Annotated in this window: 18 protein-coding genes and 2 pseudogenes; 15 read left to right on the top strand and 5 right to left on the bottom strand. The window is 41.1% G+C overall.

Annotated elements, in window-relative coordinates; genetic code table 11:
- Positions 1-3 precede the first annotated feature (3 nt).
- Together QOS06_RS02915 and QOS06_RS02910 are read left to right on the top strand one after the other, a co-directional pair.
- A complete protein-coding gene (locus QOS06_RS02915; protein ID WP_139561356.1) occupies positions 4-2496 on the top strand; it encodes an ATP-binding protein in 2493 nt (830 codons plus the stop codon).
- A gap of 114 nt (positions 2497-2610) precedes the next feature.
- Positions 2611-3549, top strand: a complete 939-nt coding sequence (locus QOS06_RS02910; protein ID WP_003670836.1) for a peptidylprolyl isomerase — start codon at positions 2611-2613, stop codon at positions 3547-3549.
- 51 nt (positions 3550-3600) lie between these two features.
- Here the strand turns inward: QOS06_RS02910 and QOS06_RS02905 are convergent, their stop codons facing one another.
- Together QOS06_RS02905 and QOS06_RS02900 are read right to left on the bottom strand one after the other, a co-directional pair.
- Positions 3601-3831, bottom strand: a complete 231-nt coding sequence (locus QOS06_RS02905) for a hypothetical protein (RefSeq protein WP_003668512.1) — start codon at positions 3829-3831, stop codon at positions 3601-3603.
- 2 nt (positions 3832-3833) lie between these two features.
- Positions 3834-4268, bottom strand: coding sequence for an HIT family protein (locus QOS06_RS02900; protein ID WP_085678897.1), 435 nt, complete (start codon positions 4266-4268; stop codon positions 3834-3836).
- Between the two features lie 136 nt (positions 4269-4404).
- On the opposite strand from QOS06_RS02900, the gene QOS06_RS02895 reads away from it, so the two are divergent.
- The 6 genes from QOS06_RS02895 to QOS06_RS02870 all read left to right on the top strand — a co-directional run bounded on the left by QOS06_RS02895 (position 4405) and on the right by QOS06_RS02870 (position 8439).
- Positions 4405-5142: an ABC transporter ATP-binding protein gene (locus tag QOS06_RS02895; RefSeq protein WP_078009441.1), complete on the top strand. Its 738-nt coding sequence runs from the start codon at positions 4405-4407 to the stop codon at positions 5140-5142.
- Positions 5135-6337, top strand: a complete 1203-nt coding sequence (locus QOS06_RS02890; protein ID WP_098035276.1) for an ABC transporter permease — start codon at positions 5135-5137, stop codon at positions 6335-6337. Before QOS06_RS02895 ends, QOS06_RS02890 begins: the two co-directional genes overlap by 8 nt.
- A 12-nt stretch (positions 6338-6349) precedes the next feature.
- Positions 6350-6991, top strand: a complete 642-nt coding sequence (trmB, locus tag QOS06_RS02885) for a tRNA (guanosine(46)-N7)-methyltransferase TrmB (RefSeq protein WP_003670841.1) — start codon at positions 6350-6352, stop codon at positions 6989-6991.
- 230 nt (positions 6992-7221) lie between these two features.
- Positions 7222-7380, top strand: a complete 159-nt coding sequence (locus tag QOS06_RS02880) for a YSIRK-type signal peptide-containing protein (RefSeq protein ID WP_224758104.1) — start codon at positions 7222-7224, stop codon at positions 7378-7380.
- Between the two features lie 10 nt (positions 7381-7390).
- Positions 7391-7846, top strand: coding sequence for a hypothetical protein (locus QOS06_RS02875; protein ID WP_169470908.1), 456 nt, complete (start codon positions 7391-7393; stop codon positions 7844-7846).
- Between the two features lie 197 nt (positions 7847-8043).
- A complete protein-coding gene (locus tag QOS06_RS02870) occupies positions 8044-8439 on the top strand; it encodes a hypothetical protein (RefSeq protein ID WP_098035275.1) in 396 nt (131 codons plus the stop codon).
- Here QOS06_RS02870 and QOS06_RS02865 read toward each other — a convergent pair.
- A pseudogene (locus QOS06_RS02865) lies at positions 8397-8999 on the bottom strand (glutaminase); the annotation flags it as partial. The gene QOS06_RS02870 and the pseudogene QOS06_RS02865 sit on opposite strands and share 43 nt — an antisense overlap.
- 53 nt (positions 9000-9052) lie before the next feature.
- Complete coding sequence (locus tag QOS06_RS02860) at positions 9053-9391, bottom strand: PepSY domain-containing protein (RefSeq protein WP_078009437.1); 339 nt, start codon at positions 9389-9391, stop codon at positions 9053-9055.
- A 164-nt stretch (positions 9392-9555) separates the two neighbouring features.
- On the opposite strand from QOS06_RS02860, the gene QOS06_RS02855 reads away from it, so the two are divergent.
- The 4 genes from QOS06_RS02855 to QOS06_RS02840 all read left to right on the top strand — a co-directional run bounded on the left by QOS06_RS02855 (position 9556) and on the right by QOS06_RS02840 (position 12889).
- Positions 9556-9876 carry a thioredoxin family protein gene (locus tag QOS06_RS02855; protein ID WP_085678888.1) on the top strand — a complete coding sequence of 107 codons (321 nt, stop codon included), beginning with the start codon at positions 9556-9558 and terminating at the stop codon, positions 9874-9876.
- Positions 9877-10005: 129 nt separating this feature from the next.
- Positions 10006-10653 (top strand): YtpR family tRNA-binding protein, encoded by a 648-nt coding sequence (ytpR, locus tag QOS06_RS02850; protein WP_283595465.1) that lies wholly within the window; start codon positions 10006-10008, stop codon positions 10651-10653.
- 126 nt (positions 10654-10779) lie between these two features.
- Entirely contained in the window at positions 10780-12084 is a 1305-nt protein-coding gene (gene murC / locus QOS06_RS02845) for a UDP-N-acetylmuramate--L-alanine ligase (RefSeq protein ID WP_139561355.1), read from the top strand.
- Between the two features lie 91 nt (positions 12085-12175).
- Complete coding sequence (locus QOS06_RS02840; protein ID WP_003668494.1) at positions 12176-12889, top strand: Bax inhibitor-1/YccA family protein; 714 nt, start codon at positions 12176-12178, stop codon at positions 12887-12889.
- 104 nt (positions 12890-12993) lie between these two features.
- On the opposite strand, the pseudogene QOS06_RS02835 reads toward QOS06_RS02840, so the two are convergent.
- A pseudogene (locus tag QOS06_RS02835) lies at positions 12994-13671 on the bottom strand (YoaK family protein).
- A gap of 123 nt (positions 13672-13794) precedes the next feature.
- Between QOS06_RS02835 and polA the strand changes: the two are divergent.
- Genes polA through coaE form a run of 3 tightly spaced genes read left to right on the top strand, consistent with a single transcriptional unit; the run spans position 13795 to position 17910 of the window.
- Entirely contained in the window at positions 13795-16461 is a 2667-nt protein-coding gene (gene polA, locus QOS06_RS02830) for a DNA polymerase I (RefSeq protein WP_085678879.1), read from the top strand.
- A 15-nt stretch (positions 16462-16476) separates the two neighbouring features.
- Positions 16477-17307 (top strand): bifunctional DNA-formamidopyrimidine glycosylase/DNA-(apurinic or apyrimidinic site) lyase, encoded by an 831-nt coding sequence (mutM, locus tag QOS06_RS02825; RefSeq protein ID WP_085678876.1) that lies wholly within the window; start codon positions 16477-16479, stop codon positions 17305-17307.
- A gap of 3 nt (positions 17308-17310) precedes the next feature.
- Entirely contained in the window at positions 17311-17910 is a 600-nt protein-coding gene (gene coaE, locus QOS06_RS02820; protein ID WP_085678872.1) for a dephospho-CoA kinase, read from the top strand.
- Positions 17911-17954: the final 44 nt, after the last annotated feature.

Here is a 17954-nt window from a genome sequence, read left to right as displayed (position 1 = left end):
CATATGAAAATAAAGAAAGTTCATATCGATGGCTTTGGCAAATGGCATGATCAAGATTTTGACTTTACAGCTAACCCCCAAATAATTTATGGCCCTAATGAAGCCGGAAAGACAACTCTAATGGCCTTTCTTGTTAGTGTTTTATTTGGCTTTGCGGATGGGCGGGGAAAGAATCGGTTTGCTCAGTATATTCCGAAAACTACTTCTAGTTATGGTGGAAGTTTATTAGTTGAGATCAACGGCCATGATTACGTGATTAAACGGCAACGCGGTCGGAATGGCGGTAAGGTTAGTGTGACTGATTCACAAGGACGTCAAGGTGGTGAGCAAGAATTAAAGCAACTGCTTGGCTCAATGGATCGGTCGCTCTATCAAGCCCTTTTTAGTTTTGGTCAACGAGACTTAACAGCTGTGGACGAGCTTAATCGGGATGAATGGCAACAACATCTGCAGCAACTAGGGGCTGTTGGCAGTGCACAGTGGGACCAGTTAATTGATCAGTACCAGAAACAAGCTGACCATCTCTATAAACCGCGCGGACGGAAATGGCCGCTCAATCAAGATCTTCATCAATATGCAAATTTGACAGATAAAATTAACCAAGCGCGTGGTAAATTTCACCGTTATCAGGACCTGCAGGCAGATTTGAAGACAAACAAAGAAAAATTGCGGCAAGCACAGGCAGAATTGCAAAAACAACAGCCACTTTTGCAAAAATTAGCACATTTACAGCAGTTGTGGCCGGTTTACCATGAATGGCAACATAGCCACCAAACTCGACCAATTGCTGACTATTTAACTGATCAGCAAGTTACGACGGCTCAAGAACTACAAGTTAGGGAAAAGGAACTTCGCCGCCAACAACAGGTTTATCAACAGCGCTTGGCAAGGATCGATCATCAGTCTCCACAAGCAACTAAGCATTCGCCACAAAGCATCCCGGAACTTCAACGCCTCAAGGAGCAAGCGGTTGAGTTACAAGCGGAGGAGGCTTTACAGCACCGTCAACAAACGCAAGCTAATCAGTGGCAGCAGGAATTAACTGCAATTAAAACACGCTACCACCAGCCCTTGCCGGTGCCCTTAACTCCTCAAGAAAAAGCAGAACTTGCCCGCCTTCTTAATGTCCAACCGCTTTCTCGGGCAAATACGAACCAGTCAAATGGCGATCCTTCTCGCGCCGCAATGATCGGAATCATCGGCGGCTTTGTCCTTTTTATCATTGGATTATTAGCGAATGCCACTTTTATTACCGCTATCGGAGCAATTGCGGCCTTTGCGACAGTTATGTATCTTTATTATCAACGCCAAGGAAGTCATTCTGCTCCAGTAACGACAGATTCCCAAGCAATCATGGCGTTTGGCCAAAAACATGGCTTACAGGATTTTCCGCCTGATCAATGGCTATTAATCCAGGGAGATTTACAACGAAATGCCGAATTAGCTGCCCAGCTCCAAACTGCCAAACAAGATCAGCAAAGATATGACCACCAACTTGCTATCTTTAACCAACAATTGCCACCAGCTTTGCAAAGTCTAACTTTGGCGGCTGTTAGGACTAAATTGGATGATTTGCTGGAACAAGGGCAACAAGCGCGCCAGGATATCCAAGCGAATACCCGGGAAAAAGCAACGATTGCTAACAATTTAGCCCAGCTCAATCAAGACTACAGTAAAATTCATCAGCAAAAACTGGCGATTTATCAGCAAGCAGGGGTGCACGATGATAACCAGTTTACCCAGTACTTAGCAAATCGTTCTGCAGCACAATCACAAGCCTTGGCATCAGATGCCTATGGACAACAATTGACCGCAGAAGACCGCCAAGCCCTTGCTGCATACGCAAATAGAGATGAGCTAATGACGGCTTTAGCGAAGACTCGGTACCAGCTTGATCAGCTCAACCTAACAATCTCTCATACCCACGAAGAGATTCAAAAAGATAAAGTCGAAATTGATAGTTTAGTTAAAGATGGAACCCTCAGCAATCTGGAACAAGAACGGGCTAACCTAGCCGCTAAGATTTGGCATGAAGTACAGGAATGGTTAAGGTACCAATTGGCAATTCAGTGGATTAATAAGGCCCTGATAGGAGCTTCAGCTGATCGTTACCCTGCAATCATTCGCCAGGCAGAACAATATTTTGCCTTGTTAACCGCTCATCGCTATTCCCGGATCCGTTTAACGGCCGATGGAGTCAAAGTGGTACGAAGGGATCAAGAAGTCTTTTTAGTGGAAGAATTGTCGCAGGGAACGGCTGAACAATTGTATATTGCGCTCCGGCTTGGCTTTGTCACCGTGATGAGTGATCAAGCTAACTTCCCAGTAATTATTGATGATGGGTTTGTTAATTTTGATAACGTTCGGCGGCAACGAATGCTGGCCTTGCTAGAAAAAATTGCTGAGAAGAATCAGGTTATCTATTTTACTGCTGATGATCGGATTAAGGACCTTGACGTTAAAATTCTTGACCTGCAAGCATTAAACCGTGAATAAATTATGAAGATGATATAAACATTTATTTAGGAGACTGGCACGAAAAAATAAGTGTGGTATATTGGATGAGTGAAGTTATCGAAAAAATATTTTGTTTAAGGATGTGTTTCTTACATGAAATCCAAAAAGTTAATTGCTATCATTGCGGGGGCCGCATTGATGATGCCGCTTGCTGCCTGTGGAAATAAAGCAGTCGCTACTACTAGCGGCGGTAAAATCACTGAGAGCGAATACTACAGCAGCATGAAGCAAACCAGTGCTGGTAAGCAAGTGCTTCAACAAATGATCTTAGATAAGGTTTTGGAGAAGCAATACGGTAAAGAAGTCAGTGATAAGCAAGTTAACGCGCAATATAATACCTACAAGAACGAGTACGGTTCAGACTTTAATGCTTATCTTCAAAGTCAAAACTTAACTGAAAAGTCATTGAAGCAACAAATTCGGTCAAACTTACTCTTGACTGCAGCTGCTCGTCATTACTCCCACATTACTAACAAGCAAATCAATAAGCAATGGACCAAGTACCAACCTAAAGTTCAAACTGCGACGATCCTTGTTGGTAGTAAGTCTGATGCTGAAGATATCATTAACCAATTAAATGACTCCAGCAACAAGTACAAGACTTTCAAGAAGCTTGCTAAGTCCAAGTCAACTGATAGTCAAACCAAGAACAACGGTGGTAAGCTTCCAGCCTTTGATAATACTGATAACCAACTTGACTCAGCTTACAAGAAGGCTGCCTTTAAGTTGAAGACGGGTGAATATACTACGACCCCAGTTAAGACTGATGACGGCTACCAAGTAATTTACATGATCGAACACCCAGCTAAGGGTAAGAAGAGTCAACACATCAATGACTTGAAGAACCAAATCGTTCAAGAAAACATGAACAACCAAAACTTCATGCGGAAGGTTGTTTCAAACGTCTTGAAGAAGGGTAACGTTTCAATCAAGGAAAACGATGTTAAGAATATCCTTGATGACTACCTTAACTCAAGCGCCACTACAAGCAGCTCCAGCAATAACAGCAGCAGTACTAGCTCAAATAAGTAAAATAGGGTATAAAAATAAGGCTACGGAAAATTTTCGTAACCTTATTTTTTATTACTTCTGCTGTTCCTTTTGATCAATCTTGAGCACATCCAGAATAATCTGAATGCGGTTCAGCCGGGGTTCAGTCTTGAATTTCCACTTCTTAACATCACGTTCAACATCGTTAATAAATTTTTGCACACCAGGGATGGCAGCTTGTAGTTCATCGATGCTGTTCTTCAACTGTGAAACTTCGCTGCTGAGCCGTTTGAATTCCTCTTGAATTTCTTTTAGCCGTTGCATAACTAGTCTTCTTTCATTTGATCGATGATTGATTGTTGGATTTCTTTGTACTTTTCATCGTTGTAGTTACCAGAATTGTCCTTAAAAATCATCTTAAAATCATCATCGCTAGTGTACCGTGGAACCAAGTGGAAGTGGGAATGGAAGACAGATTGATAAGCGACTTCACCGTTATTGTTAACCACGTTCATTCCCTTGATAGCTGGGTTAGAAGCCTTGACTGCCCGTGCAATCTTGGGGATACGGGAAAATACTTGGGCAGCGAGATCAGCATCGTAGACAAATAAATCGGGAACGTGCTTCTTAGGAATGACGAGGGTGTGACCAGGAGTTCCTTGCGAAATATCAAGAAAGGCCTTTACAACGTCATCTTCATAGACTGTGTAGCTAGGAATCTCACCGTTAATGATTTTGCAGAAAATACAATTATTGTCCATATTAATCGCTCCTTTTGAAGATTAAACTTATCCTAAGTATACCGAAAAAATCGCGTTCGTGCATGATTTAGTAGAAGAAATAACCTATGATATAATAAAAAAATATGACTAAGCAATAATTAAGAAGGGATGAATAATGGCTTTAGAGATAAATAAACTTGTTGGTGGATATTCCCAGATTCCTGTGTTGAAGGATGTCAGCTTTGATGTCCAACCAGGTGAATTAGTTGGTTTGATTGGACTAAATGGTGCCGGAAAGTCAACAACGCTAAACCACGTTATTGGCTTGCTGCGACCATTTTCAGGATCGATTAAAATTAATGGTCTTACTATTCAGGCTAACCCGGAAGAATATAAAAAGGAGATCGCCTATGTTCCCGAAACGCCAATTCTTTATGATGAATTGACCCTCCGTGAGCATATTGATTTAACGATTATGGCGTACGAGTTGGACCACGATGAAGCATGGCAACGGGCGACAAAACTATTAAAACTTTTTCGGCTGGATAATAAGCTCGATTGGTTCCCCGCTAACTTCTCTAAGGGGATGAAGCAAAAGGTAATGATCTGCTGTGCCTTTATGACGAAGGCTAAGCTGCTGATTATCGATGAACCATTCTATGGGTTGGACCCTTTGGCAGTTCATGACTTGCTAGACCTGATTGAGCAAAAGAAGAAGGAGGGCGTTGCGGTTTTGATGTCGACCCACGTCCTTGATACGGCGCAACGGTATTGTGACCGCTTTGTCCTATTGGCAGATGGAAAAGTCCGGGCACATGGAACCCTCGATGAATTGCGAGCTGCTGGGAATCATGCCGGCGAATCCTTAGATGAGATTTACTTGCATCTTGCAAAGGGTGATCGTAATGAATAAGTTATTTAGCAAGCGTCGCAGTCAACACTTTATGCTCCTACTGCGTTACTGGCGGTTAGTCTTCAATGACCACTTTGTTATCGCCTTATTTTTCCTGTTCGGAGCCTTGGCGTATGGCTACTCCCAATGGCTGCCAACCTTGGGACCGCATGAATGGTGGACCCGGTTGATCTTGATCGGCTGGTTTACGGTCATCGCCCAAATCGGTCGTCTTGCTACCCTAATCAAAAAGCCGGACCCAGTCTTTCTCTTGCCACAAGTTGAAGGAATCCATCGTTACCTTAATCAGGCGACCTGGTATAGTCTGATCTTAGCGGAAATAATGACGGTGGCTGGTGCCTTTATCGCCTTGCCGTTCGCGTTGACAACGGAAAAACTCAACAGTGCCGAGATTGTGACCATTTTTTTAGTCGCCATTGTTAATAAGGCCGATTGGATGCACGTAGCTCGTAAATCATTGAGTTTGCGCTGGGGTGATCAACAGTGGCGAACCCGGCTAGAATACTGGGTAAACCCGCTGCTCGCTTCAATCGCAATGTGGCTGGTTAATCCCTACGTCGGTCTTGTAGTAGCGGTGCTTTTGTACTTAGCAGTAATTGTTTACTATCGTGATCTCGCTGTTAATTGGCGGATTGCCGTTAAAGCAGAACAGGATCGGATGTACAGTGTCTACCGTTTCTTTAACCTCTTTACTGATGTGCCAAGTGTTCAAGGAAATACCAAACGGCGGAAGTGGGCAGATGGCCTGATCCGCTGGCTGAGCAAGGATGGTCAACCCTGGTCTTACTTATACGCCCGCGCATTTGTCCGGAGTACCGAAGTGAGCGGGATTGTCAGTCGGTTGACCCTGCTAGGAATGGTGATTGTCTTCTTATTGCCAGCAGGTTGGCTGAGTACTCTGGTGGTCGTACTCTTTATTTACTTGATTGCGACCCAACTGATGCCACTCTATGACCAGTATGAATCAAATGTCTTTACTCACATCTATCCAATCCCTGCTAGTCAGCAACAGGCGGACTTTAAGCAGCTGTTGGCCAAGGTAACGGCGCTTGAGGCACTATTGATCGCCCTTGCTAGTATCGGTTGGCAGTTGAATGTCGGCCAGATGGTAATTAATCTTATTATTGCGGCAGTGGAAGTGGTCTTATTAAGCCGTTTCTACTTCAATGTCAGAGTCAAAAAACTAATGAAATGAGGATTTTAATTTATGCGTGTGAAACATAAAAAGTGGGCTGATCCATTAATTGCTGCCCATCCAGAACTAATGATTGATAATGCCACTCAATTTAAGGGTAAGTGGCAATCACGGTTTGCAAAAGAACAACCCCTCCACTTAGAAGTTGGGATGGGGAAAGGTCAATTTATCATTGGCATGGCGAAGGCTCATCCAGAAATCAACTTTATCGGATTAGAGATTCAGCGGACTGTTGCGGCAATTGCCCTCAAAAAAGCACTTGAGGAAGACTTGCCAAACTTGCAATTGATTTGTGGGGATGGAGAAGACTTGCAAGAATACTTTGAAGATGGGGAAGTTGCGAAGATGTACCTTAACTTCTCTGATCCATGGCCGAAGAAACGCCATGCTAAGCGGCGTCTGACCTACAAGACCTTCTTAGCAACCTATCAGCAGATCCTCCAAGATCAAGGGGTAATTGAACTGAAGACTGATAACATGGGTCTCTTTGAATTCTCCTTGGAAAGCATGAATAACTATGGGATGATCTTTGATGGCGTCTGGTTAGACCTGCACCACAGCGAAGAAAATGAACATAATGTTGAGACGGAATATGAACAAAAATTTGCGGCGAAAGGCCAACCAATCTATAAGCTAATTGCTAATTTTAAGTAAAATACTAGTCAGTAAGTAGACGAATGCTTGCTGACTAGTATTTTTTTACTTTTTTGCTGGGGTGAGAAATCGATTTCTTTATAGCAACACCAAGTGAAAAAGTGTATTTAAAAGTAATCCCACCATTAATAAAATAATAATTTTGTGTTTATGGTTCGATAAATATGTGCTCGAATATTTTCAAAATATAAATAACAAGTTATGACGTACAGATATATGGGGGATATTGAATGTCGAAGAACAATGCACAAGAATATGTACGCAAAATGGAGCAACAACGGCAACGATTTGGGTTAAGAAAACTCAGTGTTGGTGTTGCGTCTGTGTTACTAGGAACTACTTTTATGGTCGGAGGTACAGTAGCACACGCTGATAGCATACCTACATAGCACACCTACTATGGAAGAAGCAACAACAGCAAATACCGATATTACGCAGCTGGTTTCTACTTCTGTTGTACAAGCTGATAAACAAACTAATGAGGAACAAAACGCAGCCGAAAATACTAGTAGTAATTCACAAAAGGAACAACAATTAGTAAATAAAACAAGTGATGAGAGCACAGATCAACTGAATAATAAAAAGAATCAAGAACTAGTAAAGGATAACGAGTATGAATCGATTACTAATTTAAACAAAAATAACGTCAATACACAAAATACTCCAGTTGAAGAAAGTAAGGTTTCTCAATCTGCTACCGAACAGAATGCAAGAATTGATTTAACGTTTGTTGATGATGACGATAACGGAAAGATAGTAGATTATTCAGAATATTTGCCAAGCGAAGATAATGGTCATCATTATGCATACGGTAAAGTTGGCGATAAGGTTAGTCCGAAAGCATACAATAAATAACGGTACGATGAGTATTAAAAGGATGCTTGATATCTTAGATATTGGGTATTATGAACCAGCTGGTGCATATCAAGCTCCAAAAGAATTTACTAGCCCTGAAATGAGCTTTCAAATTCATTTAAAACACCAAACACAGCAAAAAATATGCTCCAATTACTCTTATTCGAAATATTCATTATCGTCTCATGTCACCGGACGTGTCACATCAGTGGAAGTCTCAAGCAGTTGAAACAACGGAATCATTTGATAAATTACTTGATCTTGATCATTGGAATTCATTAGCCAATGGAAGTGCTTTTGATAATCAATCAGTAGTTTATACGGTAGACTATACAAAAATAAAAATTGGCGATTACGTTCCAAATAATCAAGTGTATTTTAATACAGCAGATGCCGAAGTATCAGCTGACGGGACGCACGAGACAGTATATCGTTACTTCTACTACGGGATGACCGATGAAAATGATGAAGGGATTAACACCGATCATGTAACTAAGCAGCATTATGGTGGCCGCCAAGCTCTTGAGTTTACGCGTACAAAGACTATCAATACTGATGGGCAAGTGACCATCATTAAACACTGCTTAAAATAGGTACCAAGGCTAAAAGTTACGTCATTGGTGAGGACTTCTTTGGCTTTGAGATAGTAAGCTAATGACCGATTCATATCCCCGGTTCGCAACTCTGATTGGTAAATCTCTTCATTAAGGGTGATATCGGGATCATTGCAGATTTTACGACTAAATTCAAGGATTTGGTCAAAGGGAGAAAGCCCATCTTGTTCTTCAATTAATGAACTGATGAGGATGGCACCACTATTAATAAAAGCATTGAGAGGATGTGCCTCTTTAGTGATTTCCATGTTAAGGATCGTATCGAACGGGAAGCCGGTTTGGCGTGTTCCCACTTGCTCTTCAACTGCTGACAAGCCTAAACGTTCAATGGCGTAGAGGAGGGTAATTACTTTCGAGACGCTTTCGATGGCAAACCGAACTTGCGATGCTCCTGCTTCTACTTTTTTATCATTTGTGACGTCGAAAAGGTAAATGCCAAGTTAATAAGGATCAACTTTTGCTAAAGCGGGAATATATGTCGCTACCTGTCCTTCGTCAATTTTGCTCCAACATTCTTGAATTGCGTCATTAAGATTCATGATAGTTCTCCTTTAATTAAAAAAGCTGGGAAAATTTGTCCCCAGCCTTTACTTTAGTTATTCTCAATTCGTTTTAATTCCAATAGACTACCAGTATACGCGTCAGCAATAAACTCGTAATCTACTTCTTCGCCATCTTCTAGACGAGAAACGCCGCCTTCATAAGCATGGGTTTTAACCGCAAATCGTTGGAAAGGTACTGCTTTATTATTGATCCAGCTACCGGTTAGAGAACCTTCACTTGCAAAATCGTTCTTGACTAATTTTAAGATCCGCTCAGCAGATATTTGGCGGTTACCAAAAAGTTTACCAGCGATAAAACCGGCGATTCCAGACGCACCTAATGTGACTGGAATCAACCAGGGGTTGAGGGAGTTATTGTTTGCATTCATATGATTGCTTCCTTCACTATTTAAATTTAATCCGTTCTTAACTTCTCATTTATTCTATCATTTTTAATTATTAAAATCCAAATATCTAGTCCTTACAAGCAGATTACTTACAATAGATAAGAAGCATGGTATAATATTGCTAAAATGATATAAGGATGAGGATTATGGAAAGATTACCACAATTAAAAGAAGATCAATTAATTGAAACTATTAGCAATAGCAAGGTTGTCCTTTTCTTTACAGCTGGTTGGTGCCCAGATTGTCGTTTTATTAAGCCGGCAATGCCTGAGATCGAACAAGACTTCAGTGATTATACTTTCTATGAAGTTGATCGCGATGAAAACATCGACCTCGCTGCTGAATTAAATATATTTGGAATTCCAAGTTTCATTGTATATGATAATGGTAAAGAAATTGGTCGATTTGTCAATAAAGATCGTAAAACTAAGCAACAAGTTGAAGATTTTTTAAACAATTTGAAGTAAAATTAAGAAGGCTGTGAAAATAAAGGGACTGAATTATTCAGCCTTCTTTAGTTTTAAATTAGATTTTCATAGTCTTCTTTTTATGTAATAATATAAAATGGTAGATTATATTAGAGAGAGGAATATTTGATGTTAATTTCAAGTTACAATCCCAATGAATTAGGCGACATTTTAGTCGTTATTACCGCTCCAGATGCGGATAATCAAATTACTAAGATTGCTGATGATGTAGCTCAGATCACCGCTGAAAAAGATGGTGCATTACTTGGCTATAACTTTATGAACGCCAGCAAGGTCTTACCAGAATTAACAAGTGAAAACGGGCAAGTATTTTTAGATGCAGCCCAAGTTGAAAAATTAAATGCAAAGTTACAAGAAGCGGGCTTTGATAAGCTCTTAACGGCTGACGAAGATCCTAAATTTGTGGTCGGTTATGTTGAAAAGATCACTGACCATCCTAAGTCTGACCACTTAAAAGTAACGCAAACACGGATTGCTGATGATAAGACTGTCCAAATCGTATGTGGATCTCCTAATGTTGCAGAAGGTATTAAAGTCGTAGTTGCTCGGCCTGGTGCGATGATGCCAGACGGTAAGATCATTTGGCCTGGTCAATTGATGGGTGTTGATAGTGACGGAATGCTCTGTGGTTTCCGTGAACTACGGATTAAGAATGCTCCCGATGAAAAGGGCCTATTCATTATCCCTGATGGCTGGCAAGAAGTCGGTGAACCGGTTGATTTTGCTAAGGCCGATACGTTTTACCCAGAAAACTAACAAAAAACAGCTGATTACTATTGCCAAAATTTTATAATGCTTTATTATTTAGTGAGGGATGGATCATAGTTACTGATCTACCCCTCGCATTTATTTTAAATTGAATTGTTGAAAGGAATTGGATTGATGGAACAAAATACATATTACTTTGTTGGTATTAAAGGGACCGGGATGGCCGCTTTAGCACGTATCCTTCATGACAAAGGACACCAAGTACTAGGTTCAGATATTGAAAAGGAAACATTTACACAAGCGCCATTATTAGCGGCGGGAATTAAAATTTTGCCATTTGATCCAGCCAATTTGAAACCAGGGATGATTGTTATCCAAGGAAACGCTTTTGATGATGATCACCCAGAGATTAAACGAGCACATGAATTAGGCCTTAAAATTTTAAGTTACCCTGAGGCTGTTGAAAATGAGGTTAAGAATCATACTAGTATTGGGATTGCCGGAGCACACGGTAAGACCAGTACGACTGCATTGTTATCACACGTATTAGCGGCAGTTGAACCAACTAGCTACTTGATCGGTGATGGAGTAGGTAAAGGAAATGCGGATGCACGCTTCTTTGTTTTTGAAGCCGATGAATACCGTGATCACTTCCTTGCCTACCATCCAGACTATGCAATTATGACAAACGTTGACTTTGATCACCCTGATTACTTCAATGATTTGGCAGATGTCCGTGATTCATTTGAAACATACGGTAAGCAAGTTCAACGGGCAATTTTTGCTTGGGGAGACGATCCTAGTCTTCGTGACTTAAATGTTGATGTTCCGGTTTACTACTATGGAACTAATCCAGATGATGATTTCCGGGCAGAAAGCATTCAACGGACACCAGAAGGCTCAACATATGATGCTTACTTCCGCAACCAAAAGCTTGGCACATTTACCATTCACTTATACGGTGAACACAGTGTTCTTAATAGCTTGGCGGTACTAGCGGTTGCATACATGGAGCACATGAACATGGATGAGATCCAACAGGAACTAGCCAACTTTAGTGGGGTAAAGCGTCGTTTCAGCGAAACTGACATTGCGGATACGACCATTATTGATGACTATGCTCACCATCCAAGCGAAATTAAAGCAACAATTGATGCGGCACGGCAAAAGTACCCAGATCGTGAAGTTATCGCTGTTTTCCAGCCTCACACATATTCACGATTGGCCGCTTACATTGATGGTTTTGCAGAATCGCTTAGCCGAGCAGATAAGACTTTTGTTACCCCAATCTTTGGCTCAATTCGTGAAAATGCTGGAAATGTTTCTAGTGCTGATTTGGAGCAACGGATTGACGGTAGTGAAGGTATCGACATGGATACCATGGACAAACTTTTGCAATACCACAATGCGGTAGTTGTTTTCATGGGTGCCGGTGACGTTGAAAAGTACGAAGAAAAGTACAAAGAATTGTTAAAATAATTAAAGATTTACTTGAATGAAATGGTGGCCTCTGCTACCATTTTTATAATTAGTCAAATAAAGTCAAATTAAATAGAAAGAGGGAGTCTTGATGAATAACTTTTCTCAAGAGCCAGGGCGTCGGGTTGTTACTGACGCAGCTGGTTTGAATAGTTTCTTGACCCGAATGTATGGAAATATGACGCTGGCAGTTCTTGTTTCTGCATTTAGTGCTTACTTGACCATGGGGGTATTCCGGAGTGCGGTTTTCGGTTTCTTTAGTGCTCACCCTGGAATGGTTTGGGTTATCTTATTGCTACCGATTGCTTTGTCAATGGGGGTAAGCTTTAGTGCTACCCGGAACCCAGTTGGAGCATTTGTTATGCTGATGCTGACGGCAATAATCTATGGTGTCGAGTTTGCAATTATTGCTGGTGTTTATTCAGGAGCAAGCATTGCCTCAGCTTTCGTATCATCCGCGGCTGTTTTTGTCACGATGGCTTTGTATGGGACCATTACTAAGCGCGACTTAAGCAAGTTTGGTGCTCACGCGATGGCTGCCTTGATTGCTTTAATGATTGCTTACCTTATCAACATGTTCTTACAAAGTCCGGCCATTGCTTACATCTTCTCCTTTATCGCTGTTATTATCTTTACTGTTTTAACAGCTTGGGATGCACAAAAGATGAAGCAGATCTACATCAACTATGGTGGCGAAGTATCAACAAACGGTTTAGCTGTTCTAGGTGCCCTTCAATTGTACTTAGACTTTGTAAATCTCTTTATCTCACTTCTCCAAATTTTTGGAATGAGTGACCGAAATTAATTAAAAGTGAGTGTTTTGCACGTTATCTTGTTATTATATTGCAAAATAGTAAGAGGCTGTTGAAAAACAAAAGTTTTTCTCAGCCTCTTTACTATATTTAAAAACTACTTATTAACGTTTTTCCTTTTAGTTAAATAATAAGAACTATCAGTTACGAGAATCAAAAAAGTGGCAATCCAGATAGTTTTCATTCGGAAAAAGGGAAGCAACTGCGCAGAAATGATCGCGCCGAGCGTAAAACAGATCACGATCATTAAATAACTAAAGGCAGCTGATCGTTGCGAGCGATCATGATAAAAATAATATTCGCTCCAGGCAACCGCAGCTTTTTTGACACTGCCGCTTGTAAAGACACTGTTATAGCCGAGCCCCTCGATTTTGCTAAAAGTGGCACTTTGCATTGCAAGCCCAAATGAAACAGCTGGTACCATCAAATAGTCAGGGAAGCTATCGGGGAGAAAACCGATAATTGCTCCTACTAATAAAATCGGCAATAAACAAACTACTCGCCAATAATCAGTTCTTAAATGGGCATGCAGGCTGCTGACCATTGCTAATCCAAGAATAAATGTAATCAATGAGTCAAGCCGATCAACGACGCCGAGAAAATTATGGTTTGCTAAAGCAGCACTAAGAAAAATAATATTGCCAGTTTAGGCTGCTGCCATTGTGCGCCCACATTTGATATATGTAAAAGCATCGATGAAGCCACCGCTAAAAGTGAGGAGCAGGGCAAAGAGACGTGCTTCTGCAGGCTTTTGATAGTTAATGAGTTTATCCATGAATTTCATCTCACATCTAATGTTTTTTCATTTTAATTATAGCTTAAATCTTTGGTCAAGAAACTAAACCATTACTATATTCTCTGGTACAATTACTATTAGCGATAGAAGGGCGGGGATTAAATGACAAAACAATTATTGTTAATTGACGGAAATAGTATTGTTTTCCGGGCATTTTTTGCTATGCATAATCAAATGGACAAATTTACAAATAAGGACGGCTTGCATACAGCTGCAATTTATGGCTTTAAGTTGATGCTTGACCATGTGTTGCAAAACTTTAAACCGGATGCGGCTTTAGTAGCCTTTGATGCAGGAAAAGTAACCTTCCGGACGAAGATGTATGATGACTATAAGGGTGGTCGAAACAAGACGCCTAATGAATTGACCGAGCAGATCCCTTATGTGCGCGAATTGATCAAAGACTCTGGATTACATAGTTATGAATTAGCTAACTATGAAGCTGATGATATTATCGGTACTTTGGCTAAGCAAGCGGATGATGCTGGCTACAAGACGTTGATCGTAACTGGAGATCGAGACCTTACCCAGTTAGCAAGTGAGAATACGACCGTTGCTGTTACCCACAAAGGAGTTACTGATACGGAGCACTACACGCCAGCGCATGTCGAAGAAAAATTAGGAATTACGCCGCGCCAAATAATTGATATGAAGGCACTGATGGGTGATTCTTCCGATAATTATCCTGGTGTAACTAAAATCGGGGAAAAGACTGCAATCAAGCTTGTAAAACAGTTTGGTTCAGTTGAAGAGCTTTATGACCATATCGATGACCTCAAAAAGAGTAAGATGAAAGAACATTTGATTGAGGATGAAGAGGTTGCTCGCCAATGTAAGACATTAGCAACAATTCTTCGGGATGCTCCGATCAAGATTGGCTTAGATGATCTGCAATATCAGGGCCCACAAACGGATGACTTGATTAAGTTTTACAAAGAGATGGGCTTTAAATCTTTCTTGAAAAAGATGGATATCGATGGGGCTGGAGAGGAAGACGAAGCTGAGATTGCTCCAATTGACTACACAGTTTTAACTAAAGATAACTTAGATGACCTAGGACAATTAACGGGTGAAGTAAGTTTTTACCTTGAAATGTCAGAAGAAAATTACCACACGTCACCATTCGCTGGTTTTGTGATCGGCAATGAAGGACACTGGTTTACGAGTCGAGATGTGGACCTGCTTAAAGAGGCGCCTCTCAAGGATTTACTCCAGAGTGATAGTGTTGAGAAGAATGTCTTTAATGCCAAGGCACAAATCGTTGGGCTTCATCGCCTCGGTATTCCGCTTGAAAACATTAATTTTGATCTACTTTTGGCATCTTACCTTCTAAATACTAATGATAATAGTAACGACCTGGGACAAGTAGCTCAGGAACACGGTTACGATGATGTCCGAACAGATGAGGAAGTTTATGGTAAAGGTGCTAAGCGCGCTGTGCCTGATGATGATAAGACCTTCTTTAGTCACCTGGCTACGAAGGCGCGGGCAATTGAACAGCTGCGCAAGGATCTTTTTGCCAAATTAGACGAAAATAAGCAAACGCCACTATATACTGATATTGAATTACCGCTAACCCGGGTTCTTGCAAAAATGGAAATTGCGGGTGTCCATGTAGATGCACAAACTTTGAAAGATATGGGTAGTAAATTAACTGAACGGCTATCAGAAATTGAAAGTCAGATCTATCAAGAAGCTGGCGAGGAATTTAACATTAACTCTACTAAGCAACTAGGCCATATTCTGTTTGAAAAATTGAAATTACCAGTGATCAAAAAGACCAAGACCGGTTATTCCACTGCAGTTGATGTGCTGGAGAAGTTAGCTGATAAGTCACCGATTGTTGAGCAAATTTTGGAATATCGTCAAATTGCTAAGCTTCAATCTACCTATATCACTGGTTTGCTGAAAGTTATCCATTCAAATGACCAGAAGATCCATACGCGCTACTTACAGACATTAACGCAGACTGGTCGCTTGTCTTCTGTTGATCCTAATCTGCAAAATATTCCAGTACGGTTGCCGGAAGGGCGCTTAATCAGAAAGGCATTTGTTCCTAGTCATGAAGGTTGGCAAATCTTCTCTTCAGATTATTCGCAAGTTGAATTACGGGTTCTTGCTCACATCACTGGTGACAAGAACCTTCAGGAAGACTTTAAGAATGGTGAAGATATTCATGCTAGTACAGCTCGCCGAATTTTCCATCTAGCCCCTGATGCCGAGATTGACCGTAATATGCGGCGTCGGGCAAAAGCAGTTAATTTTGGAATTGTTTACGGGATTAGTGATTACGGACTGGCACAACGGATTCATGTTAGTCGTGCAGAAGCTCATGAATTTATTCAAAATTATTTCCATGAATTCCCCGGTGTAAAGAAATACATCAATGACACGATTGCGTTTGCTAAAGAAAATGGTTATGTTGAGACGATTACTCACCGTCGTCGTTACTTACCAGATATTCATGCCAAAAGTTTTAGCAAGCGATCATTTGCAGAGCGGACTGCAATGAATACGCCAATTCAGGGGAGCGCTGCTGATATCATTAAGATTGCGATGATCCGGATGCAAGATGAGCTTGAGAAACGTCATCTAAAGGCAAAAATGCTCTTGCAGATTCATGATGAATTAGTCTTTGAGGCTCCAAAGGAAGAAATCCCGGTTCTATCGGAATTGGTGCCAAAAGTAATGGATTCGGCCGTTAAGTTGGATGTGCCGCTTAAAGTAGATAGTAAGTATGGGGATACCTGGTATGACCTTAAAAAATAGATCGGAGGAAATTAAATGCCTGAATTACCAGAAGTTGAAACTGTTCGCCGCGGTTTGCTGAAGATTGCCGCTAAGCGTAAAATTAACGCGATCGATGTTTATTATGGTAAAACGATTACCAATGACGTTGAAGATTTTCGGCAGGCGTTGATTGGACAGACGATTGAAAATGTTGATCGGCGAGGGAAATATCTTCTTTTTCGTTTTACTAATGATTTGACGATGATTTCACACCTTCGCATGGAAGGAAAATATTACAACCAACCGATTGGCGGACCAATTGATAAACATACCCATGTTGTCTTTGAATTTACGGACGGCACGGAATTATGTTATCAAGATGCCCGTAAATTTGGGCGGATGACACTGGTAAAAACCGGTGATGAGATGAATGTCGGCGGATTGAAGACGATTGGCCCTGAACCGACAGAAGACGCCTTTACGTTGCCATACTTTACAGCTGAATTAAAAAAGAGTCGGGGAAAAATTAAGCCATTCTTGCTTAATCAGCGTCATGTCGCCGGTCTGGGTAACATTTACGTTGATGAGGTGCTATGGATGACGGGGATAAACCCGGAGCAACCAGCCAATACTTTAACGGCTAGCCAAATTACTGAATTACGGAAAAATATTATCAAAGAATTGGCGACAGCGATTAAGTACAAGGGAACCACTGTGCATAGTTTTACGAATGCATTTGGTGATGCCGGCGCTTTCCAAGATCGCTTAAAAGCTTATGGTCATGCGGGGGATGAATGTCCGCGTTGTGGCACGAAAATGGTTAAAATTAAGGTTGCTGAACGTGGAACGACATTTTGTCCACACTGTCAAGTATTGAAGGAATAAGAAATGACAAAAATAGTTGGATTAACAGGTGGAATCGCAACCGGCAAGACAACGGTAAGCACTATTTTGCGCCAGGCTGGGATTCCGGTGATTGATGCTGACCAAGTAGCGCGGCAAGTCCAGGCACCAGACTCGGTTGGGTTAACACGGATTGTCAAAGTATTTGGTCCAAAAGTACTTTTGCCAACTGGGGAGCTCAATCGGCAAGCCTTAGCAAAAATTGTCTTTAATGATAAAGAAGCGTTGAAAAAACTCAATGAGATTCTTCAGCCATTAATTTACGATGCTATCTTTGCGCAGGTTAATACTTTAAAAAAACAGGGTATTCCGCTCGTGGTGTTAGATGTACCATTATTATTCGAGCAATATTATGATGGAGATTGTGATTATGTGGTAGTTGTTTATACTGATCCACAAACGCAGCTTAAACGGTTAATGGCTCGTGATCATTGTTCTAAAGAGGAAGCGCAAGCGCGAATTGCTGCCCAAATGCCATTATCAGATAAAGAAGCGCGGGCGGATTTTAAAATAAATAATAATGGTGACCAGGCTGCCCTGCAAAAACGAGTCGCATCCCTAATAAATCAGCTAAAAGCAGAGTAAAATGTGGTAAAATAAAGTACTTATACTATAAAGGAGGGGGACAC

It is taken from the genome of Limosilactobacillus sp. DJ3M12 (assembly GCF_947381695.1).
GTDB classification, from domain to species: domain Bacteria; phylum Bacillota; class Bacilli; order Lactobacillales; family Lactobacillaceae; genus Limosilactobacillus; species Limosilactobacillus kinnaridis.
Note: the sequence above shows the minus strand (reverse complement) of the source record. Positions and strands in the feature narration are given on the sequence as shown.

Excerpts from the sequence above, each read along its gene's own strand:
- QOS06_RS02915 (WP_139561356.1), top strand. The coding sequence starts at position 4 with ATGAAAATAAAGAAAGTTCATATCGATGGCTTTGGCAAATGGCATGAT.
- QOS06_RS02910 (WP_003670836.1), top strand. The coding sequence starts at position 2,611 with ATGAAATCCAAAAAGTTAATTGCTATCATTGCGGGGGCCGCATTGATG.
- QOS06_RS02905 (WP_003668512.1), bottom strand. The coding sequence starts at position 3,831 with ATGCAACGGCTAAAAGAAATTCAAGAGGAATTCAAACGGCTCAGCAGC.
- QOS06_RS02900 (WP_085678897.1), bottom strand. The coding sequence starts at position 4,268 with ATGGACAATAATTGTATTTTCTGCAAAATCATTAACGGTGAGATTCCT.
- QOS06_RS02895 (WP_078009441.1), top strand. The coding sequence starts at position 4,405 with ATGGCTTTAGAGATAAATAAACTTGTTGGTGGATATTCCCAGATTCCT.
- QOS06_RS02890 (WP_098035276.1), top strand. The coding sequence starts at position 5,135 with ATGAATAAGTTATTTAGCAAGCGTCGCAGTCAACACTTTATGCTCCTA.
- trmB (WP_003670841.1), top strand. The coding sequence starts at position 6,350 with ATGCGTGTGAAACATAAAAAGTGGGCTGATCCATTAATTGCTGCCCAT.
- QOS06_RS02880 (WP_224758104.1), top strand. The coding sequence starts at position 7,222 with ATGTCGAAGAACAATGCACAAGAATATGTACGCAAAATGGAGCAACAA.
- QOS06_RS02875 (WP_169470908.1), top strand. The coding sequence starts at position 7,391 with ATGGAAGAAGCAACAACAGCAAATACCGATATTACGCAGCTGGTTTCT.
- QOS06_RS02860 (WP_078009437.1), bottom strand. The coding sequence starts at position 9,391 with ATGAATGCAAACAATAACTCCCTCAACCCCTGGTTGATTCCAGTCACA.
- QOS06_RS02855 (WP_085678888.1), top strand. The coding sequence starts at position 9,556 with ATGGAAAGATTACCACAATTAAAAGAAGATCAATTAATTGAAACTATT.
- ytpR (WP_283595465.1), top strand. The coding sequence starts at position 10,006 with ATGTTAATTTCAAGTTACAATCCCAATGAATTAGGCGACATTTTAGTC.
- murC (WP_139561355.1), top strand. The coding sequence starts at position 10,780 with ATGGAACAAAATACATATTACTTTGTTGGTATTAAAGGGACCGGGATG.
- QOS06_RS02840 (WP_003668494.1), top strand. The coding sequence starts at position 12,176 with ATGAATAACTTTTCTCAAGAGCCAGGGCGTCGGGTTGTTACTGACGCA.
- polA (WP_085678879.1), top strand. The coding sequence starts at position 13,795 with ATGACAAAACAATTATTGTTAATTGACGGAAATAGTATTGTTTTCCGG.
- mutM (WP_085678876.1), top strand. The coding sequence starts at position 16,477 with ATGCCTGAATTACCAGAAGTTGAAACTGTTCGCCGCGGTTTGCTGAAG.
- coaE (WP_085678872.1), top strand. The coding sequence starts at position 17,311 with ATGACAAAAATAGTTGGATTAACAGGTGGAATCGCAACCGGCAAGACA.